The organism is Nocardia carnea, from assembly GCF_029868855.1.
Taxonomy (GTDB): Bacteria; Actinomycetota; Actinomycetes; order Mycobacteriales; family Mycobacteriaceae; genus Nocardia; species Nocardia carnea_A.
Genome location: NZ_JARWOV010000333.1, coordinates 17,824 through 34,191, shown reverse-complemented (window position 1 = coordinate 34,191; position 16,368 = coordinate 17,824). Strand labels below are relative to the sequence as shown.

Here is a 16,368-nt window from a genome sequence, read left to right as displayed (position 1 = left end):
GTTTGCGGCCGCGCGGATCGCGGCGAGGATCCGGTCGGGGCCGGCGTTCTTGGCCAGGAATCCGCAGGCGCCCGCCTGCAGCGCCGGATAGAGGTGATCGTCGTCGTCGAAGGTCGTGAGGACGACCACCCGCGCCGCCGGCGCGCCCCCCCCCCCCCCCCCCCCCCCGCCCCCGGGGGGCGCCCCCCCCCCCGCCCCCCCCCGCACCAGGTTGTGTTGCAGGGGGATTCGGGCTTTTGGTTGCCATCGCTCTCCTTCGCCGACTCGGCCGGAGCCGAGGTCGGTTGACGATCAATATGTCCAGTCGGGCACAGACCGCGAACCGGCATCTCGCGGTGAAGTAGGTACTCGGCACGGCAACGGGCCGAGACTTAAACCGTCGCCATAGTATGAGTAAAGACTTAGCAAAGCCTAAGAAGGCACCTCCACTGCTGGTGATATCTCAACGAACCACGTCGTCCGATCCGGTACGAACCCGATTACTGCCGAAAAACTTTGCAGAGCAGGAGATTATGGGCCGACGAGCAGAACCGGGACGGATGGCCGGAACCCGGTGGCCATCGTGCGGCGTAACTGTTCGTCAACTCCTCTTATAGTAAAGAACTACCCAAGCTTGGCAATAGATACGTCGTGACGAAAATGACAATCGCTGCGGAATCGCAACGTGTCACGGCGAGTCATGGTTGATCGGCCCGTGCCCACCCAGCACGGCGAGCAGCGCCGGGCGGTCCACTTTGCCGCGGGGCGTACGCGGAAGCGCGTCGAGCACCTGAATCCGCACCGGCACACTCGGACCTGGCAGCGTCGCCCGCAATCGCCGGCGAATCTCCCCGGGATCCGGTGCCCGGCCGTCCACGGCAACCGCGGCCACGGGTACTTGCCCCCAGCGGTCGTCCGGGACCGCGAGACACGCAGCCTCGGTGATTCCCGGAATCGCGGTGAGGGCGGCCTCCACCGCAGCCGGTTCCACGTTCAACCCGCCCCGGATGAGCATTTCGCTGTCCCGGCCGAACAACCGCAGCCGCCGGTCGTCCAGGACACCGCGATCGCCCACCGATACCCACCCGTCCACCGGGCCGTCCACCACACCGGCCTCGGTGAGATAGCCGCTGAAAACCATATCGCTGCGAACGAACACCCGGCCGTCGCGAATCTCCACCTCGACCCCGTCGAACAACTCCCCAGCCGAATATTCGTCGGAAACGTCGTCGCTGCCGGCTCCGGCCGTGCGGTCTTCGCCGGCTCCGCCGAGGCCCCGGTCGAACGAGACGAAGCTGAGTTCGGACGCGCCGTAGAAATGGGTGAGCACCGCATTCGGCACCACTTTCCGCAGCGCGGCCCGCCCGTTCCGGGGCCAGCGCGCCGCCGAGGACAGTACCTCCCGCACACCACCGTACGGCCCGCCTGCCGAACGCACGATGTCCCATGCGAGAGTCGGCACCGAATACAGATGGGTCGCGCCGTCGGTGAGCGCGTCGGCGGCCGGCCGCAAATCGACCGTCGCGCCACGGGTCAGGGCGTGCAGGGCACCGTAGAGGAAATGGGTATGGTCCAGGACCCCGGGCACGGCCACCGTATCGCCCGGCCCGATATCGAAGGTCCGATCGGATCGATCCAGAGTGGCTGCCCAGGACGCCTGATCGCGGACGAAGAGTTTCGGTTCCCCGGTGGTTCCGGAGGTGATACCCACCAGCAGCTCGGAGTCGGGCCGGGCCCTGCCGCCCGCCCCGTCGCGCTCGAGTCCGGCGGCGGTGTGCGGCACGCCGTCGAACCCCATCCGCCGCAACCGCCGATGCTGCGCCGCCACGGCCACCAGCGCGCCGGGTCGCGTCACGGTCAGCACCCGCCGCAACTGCGCGGGCGTCAGATGCCGGTGCAACAGCACCACGCCGACCCCGGCCCGCATGGCCGCGGCCACCGTGACCAGCGAATCGATATCCGAGGTCGGCAGCACAGCGACCCGCCGCATACCGGTCAGGCCCGCGGCGACCCGGCAGACCCGCGTCCAGAACTCGGAATAGTCGACAACCGCGCCCGCGGTACGCACGGCGGGCCGCGACCGCACCCGCCGCGCGATCCGTTCGGCGAGCAGTTCACCGACGTCCTCCCGGCCGTGAACGACCGGAATTCCCGTCACACCGTCATTCGGTGTCCCGGTGGGTTCCTGCTTCATCGGCCACGTTCCTCAGTCATCGTCGACCCCGCGTGCCGCGAGCGCGTCGCCCATCGCGTCGGCGGTCCGCAGCGAGCGCACGAGGACGGGGGTGACCAGCGCGGTCATCGACCATTGCAGGCCCCGCGCCCGCCGCGCTTCGGCGACTTCCCGCACGATCGTCGCCAGCAGCGGAACACACCGGATGGCCAGCGCCAGCAGCAACCCGATCCGGTCCGGATCCACACCGAACCGCCGCAACGGTCCCAGCGCCCGGGTTACCGCGTCCAGCATGTCGGTGACCCGGGTGGTCAGCGTGACCAGCGCCGCCAGCGCCACCGACAGCAGCAGCAATCCGCATACCACGAGCGCCCGTGCCGGTGAGGTGGTCAGTACCTGGAAAACCGCGATGATCGCCAGCATCCACACCATCGGACGTAACTGTTCCAGGACGACGCGCCCCGGAATCCGGGCCAGTGCGAACAGTCCGGCCGCGGCGAGGGCGGCCACACCGAGGTGCAGCGGGGTCCGCACGAACACCGTTGCGGCCGTGACGATCACCAGCAGAAGCACCAGTTTCGTCCCCGCCGGGGTGCGATGCACCGGCGAATCACCCGGCCGGTACAGCCCGATCACTCGATCAGCTCCCGGTAGGCCGGCAGCGCGGCGGCCGGACTTCCGTCGAAGGCCACCGCACCGTCGTCGATGACGATCACCCGGTCGAACCCGGCCAGCAGCGACAGCTGATGCGTCACCACGATCACCTGCTGATCGACCGAGTCCAGTGCCTCGGCGATGATCCGGGCATTGCGCAGATCCAGCAGGGTGGTGGGTTCGTCGGCGACGATCACCTCCGGCCGGCGGATCAATACCGCGCCGAGCGCGAGCAGTTGCTTCTGCCCACCGGAGAGCAGATGCGACGGATGTTCCGCGTGCCCCGCGAGCCCGAACCGGTCCAGGATCTCGGCCACCCGCGCGGCGACCTCCGCCTTGGCCAGGCCGCTGCGGCGCAGCGAGAACGCCAGATCCTCGGCGACCGTGGGCATGACGATCTGGGTATCGGGGTCGGTGAACACGAACCCGACCTTGCGCCGCACCCGTGCTCCCTTGCGGGCGGTATCGACACCGTCCACGGTCACGGTGCCGGCGGTCGGGGTGAGCAGACCGTTGATCATGCGGGCCAGAGTCGATTTCCCCGACCCGTTCGCGCCGACGATCCCGACCCGGCGCTCCTCGATCCGCAGATCGATCTCCCGTAGCACCCGGCGCTCACCGAAGGAATGGCTCACCGAGTCGAAGACGATCGCACTCACCCGGCACGCTCCACCAGCATCGCGACACCTTGCCCCCCGCCGATCGCGCAGGCGGCGAGACCGAGTTCCGGACCGTCCGGGCGCAGCATGCGGCTTGCCAGCCGCACCAGCAGGACCGCACCCGATGCGCCCCACGGATGCCCCATGGCGATCGCACCGCCGTCCGGGCAGATCCGCGATTCGTCGAGTCCCAGCTCGTCCGAAACCGCCAGCACCACCGAGGCGAAGGCTTCGGTGATCTCGACTACCCCCAGATCGGACACACTGCGGCCGGCCCGGCGCAGCACCGCGCGGATCGCCGGTACCGGGCCGAGGCCGGGTAGCGCCGGATCACCGGCGGCGACAGCGGTGGCCACGATTCGCAACGCCGGGAGCCCGGCCGCGTCCGGCGCGGTCGTCACCGCGACGACGGCGGCACCATCGGAGATACCGCAGGAGTTTCCGGCAGTCGCGGTGCCGTCCGGGCCGAAACCGGGCCGGAGCCGGGCCAGGCGCGCGGGGGTCATCCCGGTGCGGATCCGTTCGTCGCGGTGCACCCCGGCCACCGGCACGATCTCCGGAGTGAAATCCGCGGCCGCGGCCAGCATGTGCGACCGCGCCGCGTATTCGTCCTGACGTTCCCGCGAGATTCCCCGGAGGCGGGCGAGAGCATCGGCGGCCACACCCATATCCGGGTCCGGGAAACCGGCCGGGGCGAACGGGGCCCGGGTGTAGCGCACCGGGTCGGCGCCGGTCGCCGGCGGCCAGAACCGCCAGGGCGCGGTACTGGCCGATTCGGCGCCACCGGCCAGGATCAGCCGGTCGGCCCCGCTGCGGACCCGTAGCGCCGCCTGGATCACCGCGTCCAGCCCGGAACCGCATTGCCGGTCGACGGTCACCCCGGGCACCTGTTGACCCAGGCCCGCCTGCAGTGCCGCGACGCGCGCCGGGTCCCCGCCGGGACCCAGGCAGTTACCGAGGACGACATCGTCGATCGGGAGATCCACCCCCGCGTCGCAAAGGGAGCCGGCCACGGAGGCGAGCACCGGTGCCGCCAGATCCGTGACGGTGAGATCGGCGAACCCGTGACCGGCCGTGCCGATGGGGGTGCGCCGGGCGGCGACGAGAACGGGGTCGGGGTTCATGCCAGCAAGTCTTTCAACCGGCCGCGGGCGATCTTCCCGGCGGCCGTGGTGGGCATTTCCCGGACCGGCACCCAGCGCCGCGGCATCGCTTCCTTGGTGAGCAGTCCGCGTGCCCGCCGACGCACATCGTCGATCTCCACACCATCCAATTGCACTGCCGCGGTGACGGTTTCGCCGTAAACCCGATGCGGGATGCCGATCACGGCCACCACCGCGACGCCGTCGATACCGCCCAGCACCCGCTCCACATCTTCTGCGACGACCGTGGTGCCACCGACGTTGATCACCGCCTCCCCGCGCCCGTACACCCGCAATTCGCCGTCGTCGCCGAGTTCGGCGATATCGCCGACGCAGAACCACTCCGGCGCACCGAGCGCGGTGTACGGGGACCGCACGTGCAGCAACCCGTCGCGGATCCGCGTCTCGACCGCGGGCAGCACGCGCAGCGGCGCGGGGACCTCCCGGGCCGCGACGAGCGACACTTCGGAGGAACCGTAGTACTCCACGACACGGAGGTGGCGGGCCACCGCCAGCGCCCCCGGATCGGCCGCGATACCGGCCACGATCGCGGTCCGCAGCCGTGGTGCCCGCGGTACCAGTTCCCGCAGGACCGAGGGAACGGCGTGCGCGACGGTTGCCCGTGCCGGATCGTCGGTGACGCAGGCGCCGCGCCACAGAGCGTGCAGGGCAGCGAACAGATGCATCGTCGCGTGCAGCGGGCCGGTGAGCAGCACCCGATCCTGCGGGGTCACTCCGGTGATCTCGGTGAAGACCGGGAAGCTGTCGTACCAGGAGGCGGCCGTACGCGCCAACGGCCGCGGCCGGCCGGTGGAGCCGGAGGTCGCGACCAGCAGGAACGCCTCCGGCGGCCGAGCGGATCGGTGCGGACGGGCCGCCGGGTCTTCGACGGCGACCGGCACCCCGAGCCGCGCGGCCGCGCAGATACAGATGAGCGCGTCGGCAACGGGCAGCGTGGAGGCGTCGTAGCCGTGCGGTCCCGGTGGATACCGGTCGATCCAGTGATCGACGGCTCGATCGAGCTCGTCGTAGGTGAATCTGCCGCCGTCGAGGTCGAGCGCCGGCGCCGTACCGGTGGCGCCGAGAACGCGGCTATCCACGGATCAGGCCCGGGTAGGCACGGTGCACACCTTTTGCCACGAACGTGGCGACGACCACCTTCAACAGGTCGCCGGGCAGGAAAACGCCGTTGGCCTGGATCGCGGCAAGTACTCCGAGGTCGGTGCGCAGCAGCAGGCCGAGGGTGCCGAACAGATAGATGACCGCGATTCCCCCGGCCGCGTTGATCAGCAGCGCGGGCAGCAGCGGATACTTCGGCACGATCCGCGCCGTGAGCAGGCCGATCACCAGGGCCGCCGGTATCCAGCCGATCAGATAGCCGGCGCTCGGACCGGCCAGCGCCGTCAGGCCCGTACGCCCGCCGGACAGCAGCGGCAGGCCGATGATCGTCAGCGCGATGAACACCGCGACCGCCGCGGTACCCTTGCGCGCTCCCAGTACCGCGGGGGCCAGGATCACGCCGAGGGTCTGCACGGTGATCGGCACCCCGCTGAAGCCCACCGTGATCGCACCCGGCAACCCGAGCGCGGCGATGAGCGCGGCGAATACCGCGATCTGCGCCATATCCCGCGCCGTGGTGCGAGTCTTCGGCGCCCGCGAGTCCTCGACACCGTTCATGACGCCATCCTTCACAACAACCGAGCTTGAACGTTGTTCAAGATAGCAATGCGCCCAGTCACCGCGGACACGACCCCGCCTCGGCGCCGGCTCGGGCGGTCGGACCGTGCGGCGGCGCGCAGGGCACCACCGATCCGGCATCCCACACGCCTTCCGGACCGGCCCGCGACTATGCCCCTGCGGACCGGGAGCGGCGACGGGTCCGCAACCGGTCGATATCCGCGAGCAGCGCGGCATTGGCGTCTTCGAGTTCGAGAATGCGGCCGATTCCGGCGAGGTTGACCCCCTCCGCCGCGAGCGTGGTGATCCGGTGCAAGCGCGCCAGATCGTCGCCGCTGTAACGGCGCGTACCGCCGGCGCTGCGCTCCGGGGTGATCAGTCCGTGCTGCTCGTACAAGCGCAGCGTCTGCACCCCGACACCGGCCAGATCGGCCGCTACCGAGATCGCATACACCGCCTGTGCCGAACCGGGCAGGCGGTGCTCGTGCCGCTGTGGATCCATAGCCGTCCTCGTCCGCTCTGCGATGAGGTTTTCTAGCTTAACGTCTTGCACCTACATGTCGGCAGTGGTACAAAAAATCTATGTCAGATGACAGAAGTTATCTGAACATTTCATCCAAGAACGGAGTGAGCTGGAGGTGGCGGCAATGCTGATGCGCACCGATCCTTTCCGCGATCTGGATCGTTTGACGCAGCAGGTGTTCGGTACCGCGGCACGCCCGGCGGTCATGCCCATGGACGCCTGGCGCGACGGTGATCAATTCCTCGTGGAGCTCGATCTGCCGGGGATCGATCCGGAATCACTGGATCTCGATATCGAACGCGATGTGGTCACCGTGCGGGCCGCGCGGCCCGAATTGGATGCGGACCGGTCGATGATCGCGGCCGAACGTCCCCGCGGGGTATTCAGCCGGCAGTTGTTCCTCGGCGAGGGCCTCGATACCGAACATATTCGCGCCGACTACCGGGACGGTGTTCTACGGCTCACGGTCCCCGTCGCCGAGAAAGCCAAACCGCGCAAGATCGCGATCGAGCGCACCGACGGAGCCCGTCAGGCCATCGATGCCTGATCGGTTCGCCGGCGAGTCCCGTCACCGGACCCCGCCGCTAACCGGGCCGACCGGCGCTGCCGGCCGGTGCAGAACAGTCCACCCGAGTCGCCGCAGAAGTGAATGGACTCGAGTCCGGTGCGGGCCACCGTAGCGTTCCACACAGCACGCCCGCAGGCGCAGACAGCAAGCAGCGGCGGTGCACCGAGTAGGCAGTCGGCGCACCGCCCGCACAGTCCCCGCGCCGGTCGGCGGCTTCGGGGCACGTGCGCACGATTCCCGGAGGCGCGGGCACACTGGAGTGCTGAGACGCGCCCGGGTACCGAGAGGGTCCGGACGTGGCAGACGGCGACCGCGGGTCCGGAAACCCACACCGGGAGACCTGCCCGCGCCGGAAAGGAAGACCATGACGCGGAGCCGGGCCACCGCTACCCACTGGGGGAACTACCTGATCGACACCGCTGCCGACGGAAAACTGTCGGTGACACCGCACAGCGACGATCCGCATCCCTCCCCCATCGGGCGCTCGCTGACTGCGCTCCACGATCCGGCCCACCGCATCGCCCGGCCGGCCGTACGTCTCGGCTATTACCGTGATCGAGCGGCCGCCGACCCCACGCTCCGCGGCCGAGAGCCCTTCGTGGAGGTCGAATGGGACGAAGCGCTCGATATCGCCGCCGACGCGCTGCGCACAGCCCGCGCGACCGGCGGTAACCGCGCCGTCTACGGCGGTTCCTACGGATGGGCCGGCGCCGGCCGATTCCACCACGCACAGGGACAGATCCACCGCTTCCTGCAACTTTTCGGCGGTTACACCGCCTCGGTGGACACCTATTCCTTCGCCGCCGCCGAAGTTCTCATTCCGCATGTTCTCGGCATGAACGCCTACGATGCCGCCCGCCAGGCACCCAGCACCGGAGAAATCGTCCGGAACTGCGCCCGTATCGTGTTCTTCGGCGGTGCCGCGCAACGCAACGCCCAGGTCAATCCCGGTGGTATCGGGGCACATCCGAGCCCCGGCCGGCTCACCGCGCTGCGCGATGCCGGTATCGATATCGTTCATATCGGACCCGTTCGCGACGATTGCGACCCGGCCGCCGCCCGCTGGATACCGTGCCGCCCGCACAGCGACAGCGCGATCATGTTCGCCCTGCTGCACACCCTCGTCACCGAGGGCCTGCACGACCGCGCCTTTCTCGACCGCTACTGCACCGGTTTCGACCGGCTGTCCGATTACGTCACCGGCCGCACCGACGGGATACCCAAATCGCCGGAATGGGCCGCGGAGATCGCCGAGCTCCCGGCGGCCGAAATCCGTGCTCTCGCCCGGTCGATGGCCCGCGAACCCTGTCTCATCGGCCTGCCGTACTCGTTGCAACGTGCCGAACACGGTGAGCAGAGTTATTGGGCGGCTTGGGCCCTGGCGGCGGCACTGGGTCATATCGGGTTGCCGGGCGGCGGCGTGCTCATGGGTACCGGAGTCGGCATGACCAACAATATGCAACGCCGCTATCTGCCCTTCGAGATCGGCGCGCTGCCGCAGCCGGGAAACCCGGTGGCCGATCGTGTTCCGGTGGCCCGGCTCACCGAGATGCTGGAACGTCCGGGCGACACGGTCGATTACAACGGACGGGTTCTCACCTATCCGCCGATCGACCTGATCTATTGGGCCGGCGGTAATCCTTTCCACCACCATCAGGACCTCAACCGGCTGCGGCGGGCGTGGGCGCGGCCGCACACCGTGATCGTGAACGAGATCAGCTGGACCGCGACTGCCCGGCTGGCCGATATCGTGCTGCCCAGCACCGCTTCGGCGGAGCGGGAGGATTTCGCCGGTGGGCGTAACGATCACTGGCTGGCCCCCATGCGGCAGGCCCTCGAACCGTACGGGCAGGCGCGTGACGATTACGCGATCTTCGCCGGTCTCGCCGAACGACTCGGTTTCGCGGAGCGTTTCACGGAGGGACGTACCGCGCGGCAGTGGGTGGAGCAGCTGTGGCGCACCACCGTGGACAATGCCGCGGCCGCCGGTATCCGGTTGCCGGACTACGCGGATTTCCGCGCCGGCGGGCCACTCGATCTGCGGCCGCTGTTACCGGAATCCCGCCATACTCTCGAGCAGTTCCGCGACGATCCGGAGCGGCATCCGCTCCGGACGCCGTCCGGCCGGATCGAACTCTTCTCCCGGACCATTGCCGATTTCCGCTATCCGGACTGCCTCGGTCACCCCGCATGGTTCCCGCCGCGGGAATGGCTCGGGAGTCCGGCGGCACAACGCTTTCCGCTGCATCTGCTCTCCCATCAGCCCGCGACCCGCCTGCACAGCCAGCTCGATCACGGCGTCACCAGCCGGGAATCCAAGATCCGCGGCCGCGAGCCGGTGCGGATGAATCCGGCCGACGCCGCCGCGCGCGGACTGCGCGACGGCGATATCGTGCGGATCCACAACGACCGCGGCGCCCTGCTCGCCGGTGTCCGGATCAGCGATGCGGTACGGCCCGGCGTCATGCATATGCCGACCGGCGCCTGGTACGACCCGCTGGACCCGGCCGACCCGGAATCGCTGGATATCCACGGCAATCCGAATACGGTCACCAACGATATCGGCACCAGTTCGCTGACCCAGGGCCCGTCGGCCAACAGTTGCCTGGTGGAGGCCGAACGCTACGAAGGCGAACTCCCGCCGTTGTCGGTTCGTACCCCGCCACCGACCGTGGCCGCCGGCGCGGTCCGCTGATGCCCGCGCCGGCAGCCCGCACGACCGTCCGCCGGTGCCTATCCGCGGGCGAAATCGGCTGTCAGATCGCGCCCGCGGGTCTCGGCCATCCGCCAGATAGCCGTGGCGGTGAGGAGCGCGGTGACCACGATGATCGCGCTGAGCGGCAGGCTGGAGCCACCGGTGGAGGCGAGGAAACTGCTCGCGATCAGTGGGCCGAACCCGGCCCCGATCAGGCTGGCCATCTGATAGCCCAGCGATACACCGGTGTACCGCATCTCGGTACCGAACATCTCCGCCAGCAGCGGTGCCAGCGGCGCGTACATGAGGTTCTGCACCACCTGGGCGATCAGCAGGCCTACGGTCAGCCAGAGTGCCGAACCGGTGTTCACCAGGGTATACAGCGGGAGTGCGAAGACCACCGCGCCGATGGCGCCGGCCATGGTGACGGCCCGGCGGCCCAGCCGGTCCGACAGCGCGGAGAACAGCGGGATGCCGATCAGCGACAGCACCGACATCGCGACCAGCGCGCGCATCACCTCGGATTGGTCGTACCCGATATCGGTGGCGTAGGCGATGATGTGCGAGGTGGTGAGCGCTGTCAGCGCGAACGGCCCGATTCCGGCGGCGCACGCCAGGACGAGCGGGCGCGGAGTGCGCAGCAGTTGTAGCAGTGGTGTCGTGGCCTTCGGCTCGGATTCGGCCTGTTCCAGCGCATCCCGGAACACCGGGCTCTCCACCACGCCCAGGCGTACATACAGGCCGACGGCCACCAGCACACCACTGAGCAAGAAGGGCAGACGCCAGCCCCAGGAGTACAGGCTTTCGTCCGGGAGCATGCTCACCACCATGACCACCACGGTGGAGAGCAGGAATCCGATCGGGGATCCGAGTTGCATGATCCCCGCCCACCTACCGCGGCGCTCGTTGTCGGCGTGCTCGATCACCATGAGCGCCGCACCACCCCATTCCCCGCCGATCGCAATGCCCTGGATCAGGCGTAACGCGACCAGCAGGATCGGAGCCAGCACACCGATCGTCCCGTAATCGGGGAGCAGGCCGATGACGAAGCTGGCACCGCCCATCATCAGCATCGTCACGATCAGCATGGATTTGCGGCCGAGGCGATCACCGAAATGACCGAACAGAATGCCGCCGATGGGCCGGGCCGCGTAACCGGCGGCGAGCGTACCGAACGCGGCGATGGTGGAGGCGGCCGAGTTCGACGACGGGAAGAACAGCCGGCCGAATACCAGGGCGGCCATGGTGCTGTAGAGGAGGAAGTCGTAGTACTCGAGGACGGTGCCGAGCAGGCTCGACAGTGCGACTTTACGCAACTGCGTGTTGTCGCTCGCCGCGCCCGGCGTTCCGGCAGCCGACGCGGATTCGGCTCTCGGTGGTTGTTTCTCTGTGTACATGGGGGCTCCAGCGTCGGTGATCAAGCCTCGGTGTGGACACGGTTACGGCGAACGACTCGCCGTAGCCCGCCACGCGGAAATCGGATGTTTCAGTGCGTGGCCGTGACGACCACATCGATGAGCGCTTCGACGGCGCGGGCGCAGTCGTTGCGGGCGTAACCCAGCCGGCGTACCTCGCCGGCATCCGGTTCATATGCCAGTGTGTTGCCGCGACCTTGGATGATGGCGGCGTCCGGCAGCAGCGGATGCTGTTCGTCGCGTTCGGTGATGACCCGCCGGCCGCCGGCCGCGTCGACCATCATCTGGAAGAACTCCCGGTAGGAGAGGTTCTGATCGCCGACGAGATACGCCGCGCCGGACTCCCCGTCGAGCAGGGCACCGCGGATCGACTGTGCGAGCGAGGCAGCGGACATGTAGTTGGTGCCGCCGGTCGGCGCGAAATCGGGAATATCGGGCTCGTTTCCGGCCGCCCACGAAACCATCCGCCGGTAGCGCCGGGCCGAGGCACCGGACACGGCACCGATGATCGAGGGCGGATTGAGCGTGCATGCGGTGAACGATTCGTCCGCGAGCGCGCGGGCGCCCTCGTCGGCCGCCTTCCGCGCCGCGATATACGGGTTGTTGTCCGCCAGGTCCGGTCGCAGTTGGTGGTAGTAGCTGCCCACCTGCACGAAACGGCCCACACCGGCCTCTTTGGCGAGTGCGGCGAACCGCGGCACACCCACGATCTGGGTGTCCGCCCAGAACCGACCAGGGTCGTCATCGGCCTTCTTGTGCCGCACGTCCTGGCCGGCCGCGAAGACGATGCCGTCGAAGCGTGACAGTTGTTGCCGGGTGAACGTGGGAACGGTGTAATCGCCTGTCAGCAGCGGAAAACCGGCGACCGGTGAGCTTTCGGGGATCGCCCCGCGCGCCGCGATGGTGACGTCGTCACCGTGTTCACGCAGGTGCAGCGCGGCGTGCGCGCCGATCATGCCGGTGCCGCCGATGATCAGTATTTTCATATTCGATACGACTTTCAGTCCGTCGGGTCAGGGGTTGCGGGGTCGGTTGGTCCAGCCACCGGAACGGCGCGGCACCCAGCCACCGGCGGCATGGGTTCCGCCGTCGACGTGGATGGTGCCGCCGGTGACGAAACGGGACAGGTCGGACGCGAGAAACAGCGCCACACCGGCTACATCGTCGGGCCGGCCGGGGCCGCCGAGCGGTGACCAGGTCGGCCACAGATGCCGGTCTTCCTCGGGGACGAGGGCGGCGTAGGGCACCTGAACGGATTCGATGAGGTCCGGGGCGATGGCGTTGACGCGGATACCGGCGGGACCGATCTCCGCGGCCAGCGACCGGGTGAATCCGGTCAGTGCGGCCTTGTACCCCGAATACACGGCATGGCCGGGTATCGCGCGATGGGCTTCGACCGTGGTGAGGTTGATGATCGAACCGTCACCCCGCTCGCTCATTCCCGGTAGCAGCGCATGGGTCAGGCGGAGGACGTGCGCGAAATTGATGTCGTGCAGTTCGTCCCACAACGCGGGAGCGTTGGTGGCGAAGGTATGCGGAGGCCGCAGGTAGTGGCCGACATTGTTGACCAGGATCTGGGGCCGGTGCTCGATCAGTTCGGCCGGGCACGGCGATTCCCGCACATCCCATTCCACCTGCGCTATCGAGCCACCCGCGGCGGGATCGAAACCGGCCGAACCGATCGGCGCGATATCGGCGACGAGCACGTCGGCACCGTGCGCGGCGAACGCCCGCGCGACCGCGGCACCGATACCGGCGGCCCCGCCGGTGACCACGGCACGCCGGCCCACAAGCAGCGCACCGGGAGTGAAGGAGCAGAGATCGGTCATCCACGGATTACAACCCGCCGGCACCACGGCCGACAGTGGAGTTTCCGGCCAGTGGAAGAACTCGTCCCCACCGCACCCGGCGCGACCTATGGTTCGTGGTGGCGTCGCAGGCCCCTCGACATGGAGTTATCCCCTCGCGCCGTCCCGACGAGGAAGGAGACCCGATGCGGTCGCACAGTGCCGACGAGGCCCCGGCCGGAGTCATGCAGCGCGCGGCCTCGATCCTCGATGTGCTCGACGGTGCCGAACCCATGAACCTGTCGCAGATCGTCGCGGCCACAGGTTTACCGCTCTCCTCCACGCATCGCGCACTGGAACAGCTGGTCGCGTTGCGCTGGGTGCACCGGCACGGCAAGGAATACCAGCTGGGTATGCGCATCATCGAGCTCGGTTCGGCGGCCTCCCAGCAGAACGCCCTGCGTCGCGCCGCGCTCCCCGGCCTGCACTGGTTGCACCGCGTGACCGGCTGCATCGTGCACCTGGGCGTACTCGACGGCGACGAGGTGGTCTATCTCGAGAAGGTCGGCGGGGAACTCGTCACCGGTATCCGGTCACGTGTCGGTAGCCGGCTGCGCGCGGAGACCTCGGCGATCGGCAAAGCCTTGCTCGCCCTCGACCGGCCCGTCGGCTCACCGGATATCGATCGGGCCCGGGAACTGCGGATGGTCTACGAGCACGAGCGGTGCATGAAGGGCTTCAGCTGCGTGGCGGCGCCGATCGGGACGATGGGTCACGGGGAACCCGCCGCCGTCTCGATTTTCGGTTCGGTGACGAAGGTCCGCGCTGACCATCGGATACGTCTGTCGGTGCAGACCGCGGCGGCCGAAATCGGACGCCGGCTGGACCTGCCCGGATCCGGTCCGGCCCTGCGGCGCACTACCCACCACCGGCAGAACCGGTTGGGCGCGTAGGCTCCGCAGGGCCGGACCGGGCCGCCGCGCCGATCAGCCGATCGGCAGAGAACTCAGGATCGGGACGAAACCCCAGTCCATGATGCGCCGGGCGTCGGCCGTCGCGGCGTCCAGATCGTGGGGTGAACTGTTCAGGACCACCCCGATCAGCCGCTGGCCGCCCCGGGCAGCTTCGAACAGCAAACAGGTCCCGGCGGCATTCGTGGATCCGGTCTTGATACCCGCGGTGCCCGGATACTCCTGGAGCAGCCCGTTGGTGTTCTCCCAGATGTGATGGCGGGTCGCCGGCCCGGCCGGCTGATGGTGGACCGGTGTTCCGACGATTTCCCGGAACACCGGGTTCGCCATCGCGTGCCGGCCCAGCCGCACCAGCTCCGCGGGCGTGGAGTACGTCGCGAAATCGTCGGGGACGGGGAGACCGCTGGGGTCGCTGAAATGCGTATTCGGCATACCCAGCCGATGCGCGGTGGCGTTCATCCGGGCGATGAAGGCGTCCCGGCCGGGCCCGAACGCCTCGGCGAGAGCGTACGAGGCATCGCAACCGGACGGCAGCATCATCGCGTACAGCAGCTGCCGCGCGGTGAGCACTTCGCCCGGCACCAGGCCGGCGGTACTGCCCCCGTGGGCCGCGGCGGAGTCGACGGCCGCCTGCGAGACCGTGATCGGCCGCTCGAGATCACCCGCCTCGAGCACGACCACCGCGGTCATCACCTTGGTGAGACTGGCGATCGGCAGGCGGGTATCCGGCTGCCGCGACCACACGACCACACCGGTATTGGCCTCCGCCAGCGCCGCCGCGGGCGCCTGCACGCCCTCCGGCTGGAGATTCAGCGGAAACGGAAGCTGAGCCGAGCCACCCGGAACCGGAGCGGCCGCGACGGTAGGCGCGAAGACGACGAGCACTCCGGCGAGGACCGCCGGCAGCACACGGGTATAGGTTCGCATCGCCACATTCTGTCGTCCGACCTGGTCGAACAGTGGGATATCCGCCGGAGGCGTCGCCGCCACCGCGGAACCGAACACGGCCGGTACGGCACGACCGGGATCATGGTGGACATCACTCGATGTGGCGGGGAAATCGCTGGTGAAGGCACAATGGGCGCAATGAAGCCCTGGCATCCGGACACCACAGCCGTCGATGGATTCTCCGGCGAGTCGGGGCGAATCGACGTGGAGTATGTCCACGCGCTGCGGGAACAGTTCGTCGACTTCATGCTCGGCTACAAGTTCGCGATCGACGAGATCACCACGAAGATCAATATCCTGCGCGAGGACTTCAACAGCACCCACGAGTACAACCCCATCGAGCATGTGGGATCGCGGCTCAAATCCCCCGAGAGCGTGCTGGAGAAGGTGCGGCGCAAGAACTACCCCATGAACCTGGCTGCGATCCGGGAGAACGTGCTCGATATCGCCGGTGTCCGGGTGGTGTGCAGCTTCATCTCCGATATCGCCCAGATCCGGGACATGCTGGCCGGCCAGGAAGACATCACCGTCCTGGAAGAGCGCGACTACATCACCCACCGCAAACCGAACGGTTACCAGAGTCTGCACCTGATCGTGTCGATCCCGGTATTCCGCTCCGCACGCACCGAACGGATACCGGTCGAGATCCAGATCCGTACCATCGCCATGGATTTCTGGGCCAGCCTGGAACACAAGATCTACTACAAGTACCGGGGCGAAGTGCCGCCGAACCTCCGCAGCGATCTCGCCCAGGCCGCCGAAGTGGCCACCCAGCTCGACGAGAAAATGGAAGCGCTACACCGCCAGGTGGACCGCACCGCACAGGTTCGCAGCCGCCCTGCCGATTCCCTCGATCTCAGCGCCCTCTACCAGAACCTCGCAGACCGTTCTGCACCTCCTCGGCCCACCTGAGCGACGAAACGCGGCCGGCACGGTATCGCATCTCGTCGCGTACCAGACGAGCGTCGACCGGCAGACCGGCGCCCGCGGTTCAGGTGCGGCTGATCTCGACCATGAAGAAATCGCTTTTCGCGGCACCGCAATCCGGGCAGGACCAGTCCTCGGGGATATCCTCCCAGCGGGTTCCGGGCGCGATACCGTCCTCCGGCCAGCCGAGTTCCTCGTCGTATTCGAAACCGCATTGCACACACTGGTACAGCTTGTAGCCGGTGGTCAT

16 protein-coding genes and 1 pseudogene are annotated in these 16,368 nt (G+C 68.4%); 4 read left to right on the top strand and 13 right to left on the bottom strand.

Annotated elements, in window-relative coordinates; translation table 11 throughout:
- From QH195_RS33930 to QH195_RS33895, 8 genes and pseudogenes are all read right to left on the bottom strand, one after another.
- Positions 1–207, bottom strand: a pseudogene (locus QH195_RS33930) (hypothetical protein); the annotation flags it as partial.
- 460 nt (positions 208–667) lie between these two features.
- Positions 668–2,173, bottom strand: a complete 1,506-nt coding sequence (locus QH195_RS33925; protein WP_280438409.1) for an AMP-binding protein — start codon at positions 2,171–2,173, stop codon at positions 668–670.
- Between the two features lie 12 nt (positions 2,174–2,185).
- Entirely contained in the window at positions 2,186–2,788 is a 603-nt protein-coding gene (locus tag QH195_RS33920; protein WP_280438408.1) for an energy-coupling factor transporter transmembrane component T family protein, read from the bottom strand.
- A complete protein-coding gene (locus tag QH195_RS33915) occupies positions 2,785–3,465 on the bottom strand; it encodes an energy-coupling factor ABC transporter ATP-binding protein (protein ID WP_280438407.1) in 681 nt (226 codons plus the stop codon). Before QH195_RS33915 ends, QH195_RS33920 begins: the two co-directional genes overlap by 4 nt.
- The gene (locus tag QH195_RS33910; protein WP_280438406.1) at positions 3,462–4,589 is read right to left on the bottom strand and encodes a thiolase family protein; all 1,128 of its coding nucleotides are present in this window, start codon (positions 4,587–4,589) and stop codon (positions 3,462–3,464) included. The genes QH195_RS33915 and QH195_RS33910 overlap by 4 nt, the downstream gene beginning before the upstream one ends.
- Positions 4,586–5,707: a class I adenylate-forming enzyme family protein gene (locus tag QH195_RS33905; protein WP_280438405.1), complete on the bottom strand. Its 1,122-nt coding sequence runs from the start codon at positions 5,705–5,707 to the stop codon at positions 4,586–4,588. The genes QH195_RS33910 and QH195_RS33905 overlap by 4 nt, the downstream gene beginning before the upstream one ends.
- Entirely contained in the window at positions 5,700–6,284 is a 585-nt protein-coding gene (locus QH195_RS33900; RefSeq protein ID WP_280422883.1) for a biotin transporter BioY, read from the bottom strand. The genes QH195_RS33905 and QH195_RS33900 overlap by 8 nt, the downstream gene beginning before the upstream one ends.
- Before the next feature lie 169 nt (positions 6,285–6,453).
- Positions 6,454–6,786, bottom strand: coding sequence for a MerR family transcriptional regulator (locus QH195_RS33895; RefSeq protein ID WP_280438404.1), 333 nt, complete (start codon positions 6,784–6,786; stop codon positions 6,454–6,456).
- A gap of 145 nt (positions 6,787–6,931) precedes the next feature.
- Here QH195_RS33895 and QH195_RS33890 point away from each other — a divergent pair, with 145 nt between their 5' ends.
- Positions 6,932–7,354: an Hsp20/alpha crystallin family protein gene (locus tag QH195_RS33890; RefSeq protein WP_280438403.1), complete on the top strand. Its 423-nt coding sequence runs from the start codon at positions 6,932–6,934 to the stop codon at positions 7,352–7,354.
- Positions 7,355–7,739: 385 nt separating this feature from the next.
- Complete coding sequence (locus QH195_RS33885; RefSeq protein ID WP_280438402.1) at positions 7,740–10,070, top strand: molybdopterin-dependent oxidoreductase; 2,331 nt, start codon at positions 7,740–7,742, stop codon at positions 10,068–10,070.
- A gap of 38 nt (positions 10,071–10,108) precedes the next feature.
- Here the strand turns inward: QH195_RS33885 and QH195_RS33880 are convergent, their stop codons facing one another.
- The 3 genes from QH195_RS33880 to QH195_RS33870 all read right to left on the bottom strand — a co-directional run bounded on the left by QH195_RS33880 (position 10,109) and on the right by QH195_RS33870 (position 13,314).
- Complete coding sequence (locus tag QH195_RS33880; protein WP_280438401.1) at positions 10,109–11,467, bottom strand: MFS transporter; 1,359 nt, start codon at positions 11,465–11,467, stop codon at positions 10,109–10,111.
- An 89-nt stretch (positions 11,468–11,556) separates the two neighbouring features.
- Complete coding sequence (locus tag QH195_RS33875) at positions 11,557–12,471, bottom strand: NAD-dependent epimerase/dehydratase family protein (protein ID WP_280438400.1); 915 nt, start codon at positions 12,469–12,471, stop codon at positions 11,557–11,559.
- 27 nt (positions 12,472–12,498) lie between these two features.
- Positions 12,499–13,314, bottom strand: a complete 816-nt coding sequence (locus QH195_RS33870) for an SDR family NAD(P)-dependent oxidoreductase (RefSeq protein WP_280438399.1) — start codon at positions 13,312–13,314, stop codon at positions 12,499–12,501.
- A gap of 164 nt (positions 13,315–13,478) precedes the next feature.
- On the opposite strand from QH195_RS33870, the gene QH195_RS33865 reads away from it, so the two are divergent.
- Positions 13,479–14,225: an IclR family transcriptional regulator gene (locus tag QH195_RS33865; RefSeq protein WP_280438398.1), complete on the top strand. Its 747-nt coding sequence runs from the start codon at positions 13,479–13,481 to the stop codon at positions 14,223–14,225.
- Between the two features lie 33 nt (positions 14,226–14,258).
- Here the strand turns inward: QH195_RS33865 and QH195_RS33860 are convergent, their stop codons facing one another.
- Positions 14,259–15,170 (bottom strand): D-alanyl-D-alanine carboxypeptidase family protein, encoded by a 912-nt coding sequence (locus QH195_RS33860; protein WP_280422262.1) that lies wholly within the window; start codon positions 15,168–15,170, stop codon positions 14,259–14,261.
- A 159-nt stretch (positions 15,171–15,329) separates the two neighbouring features.
- Here QH195_RS33860 and QH195_RS33855 point away from each other — a divergent pair, with 159 nt between their 5' ends.
- Positions 15,330–16,103 carry a GTP pyrophosphokinase gene (locus QH195_RS33855; protein WP_280422263.1) on the top strand — a complete coding sequence of 258 codons (774 nt, stop codon included), beginning with the start codon at positions 15,330–15,332 and terminating at the stop codon, positions 16,101–16,103.
- A gap of 79 nt (positions 16,104–16,182) precedes the next feature.
- Here the strand turns inward: QH195_RS33855 and QH195_RS33850 are convergent, their stop codons facing one another.
- Positions 16,183–16,368, bottom strand: coding sequence for a rubredoxin (locus tag QH195_RS33850; RefSeq protein WP_280422264.1), 186 nt, complete (start codon positions 16,366–16,368; stop codon positions 16,183–16,185).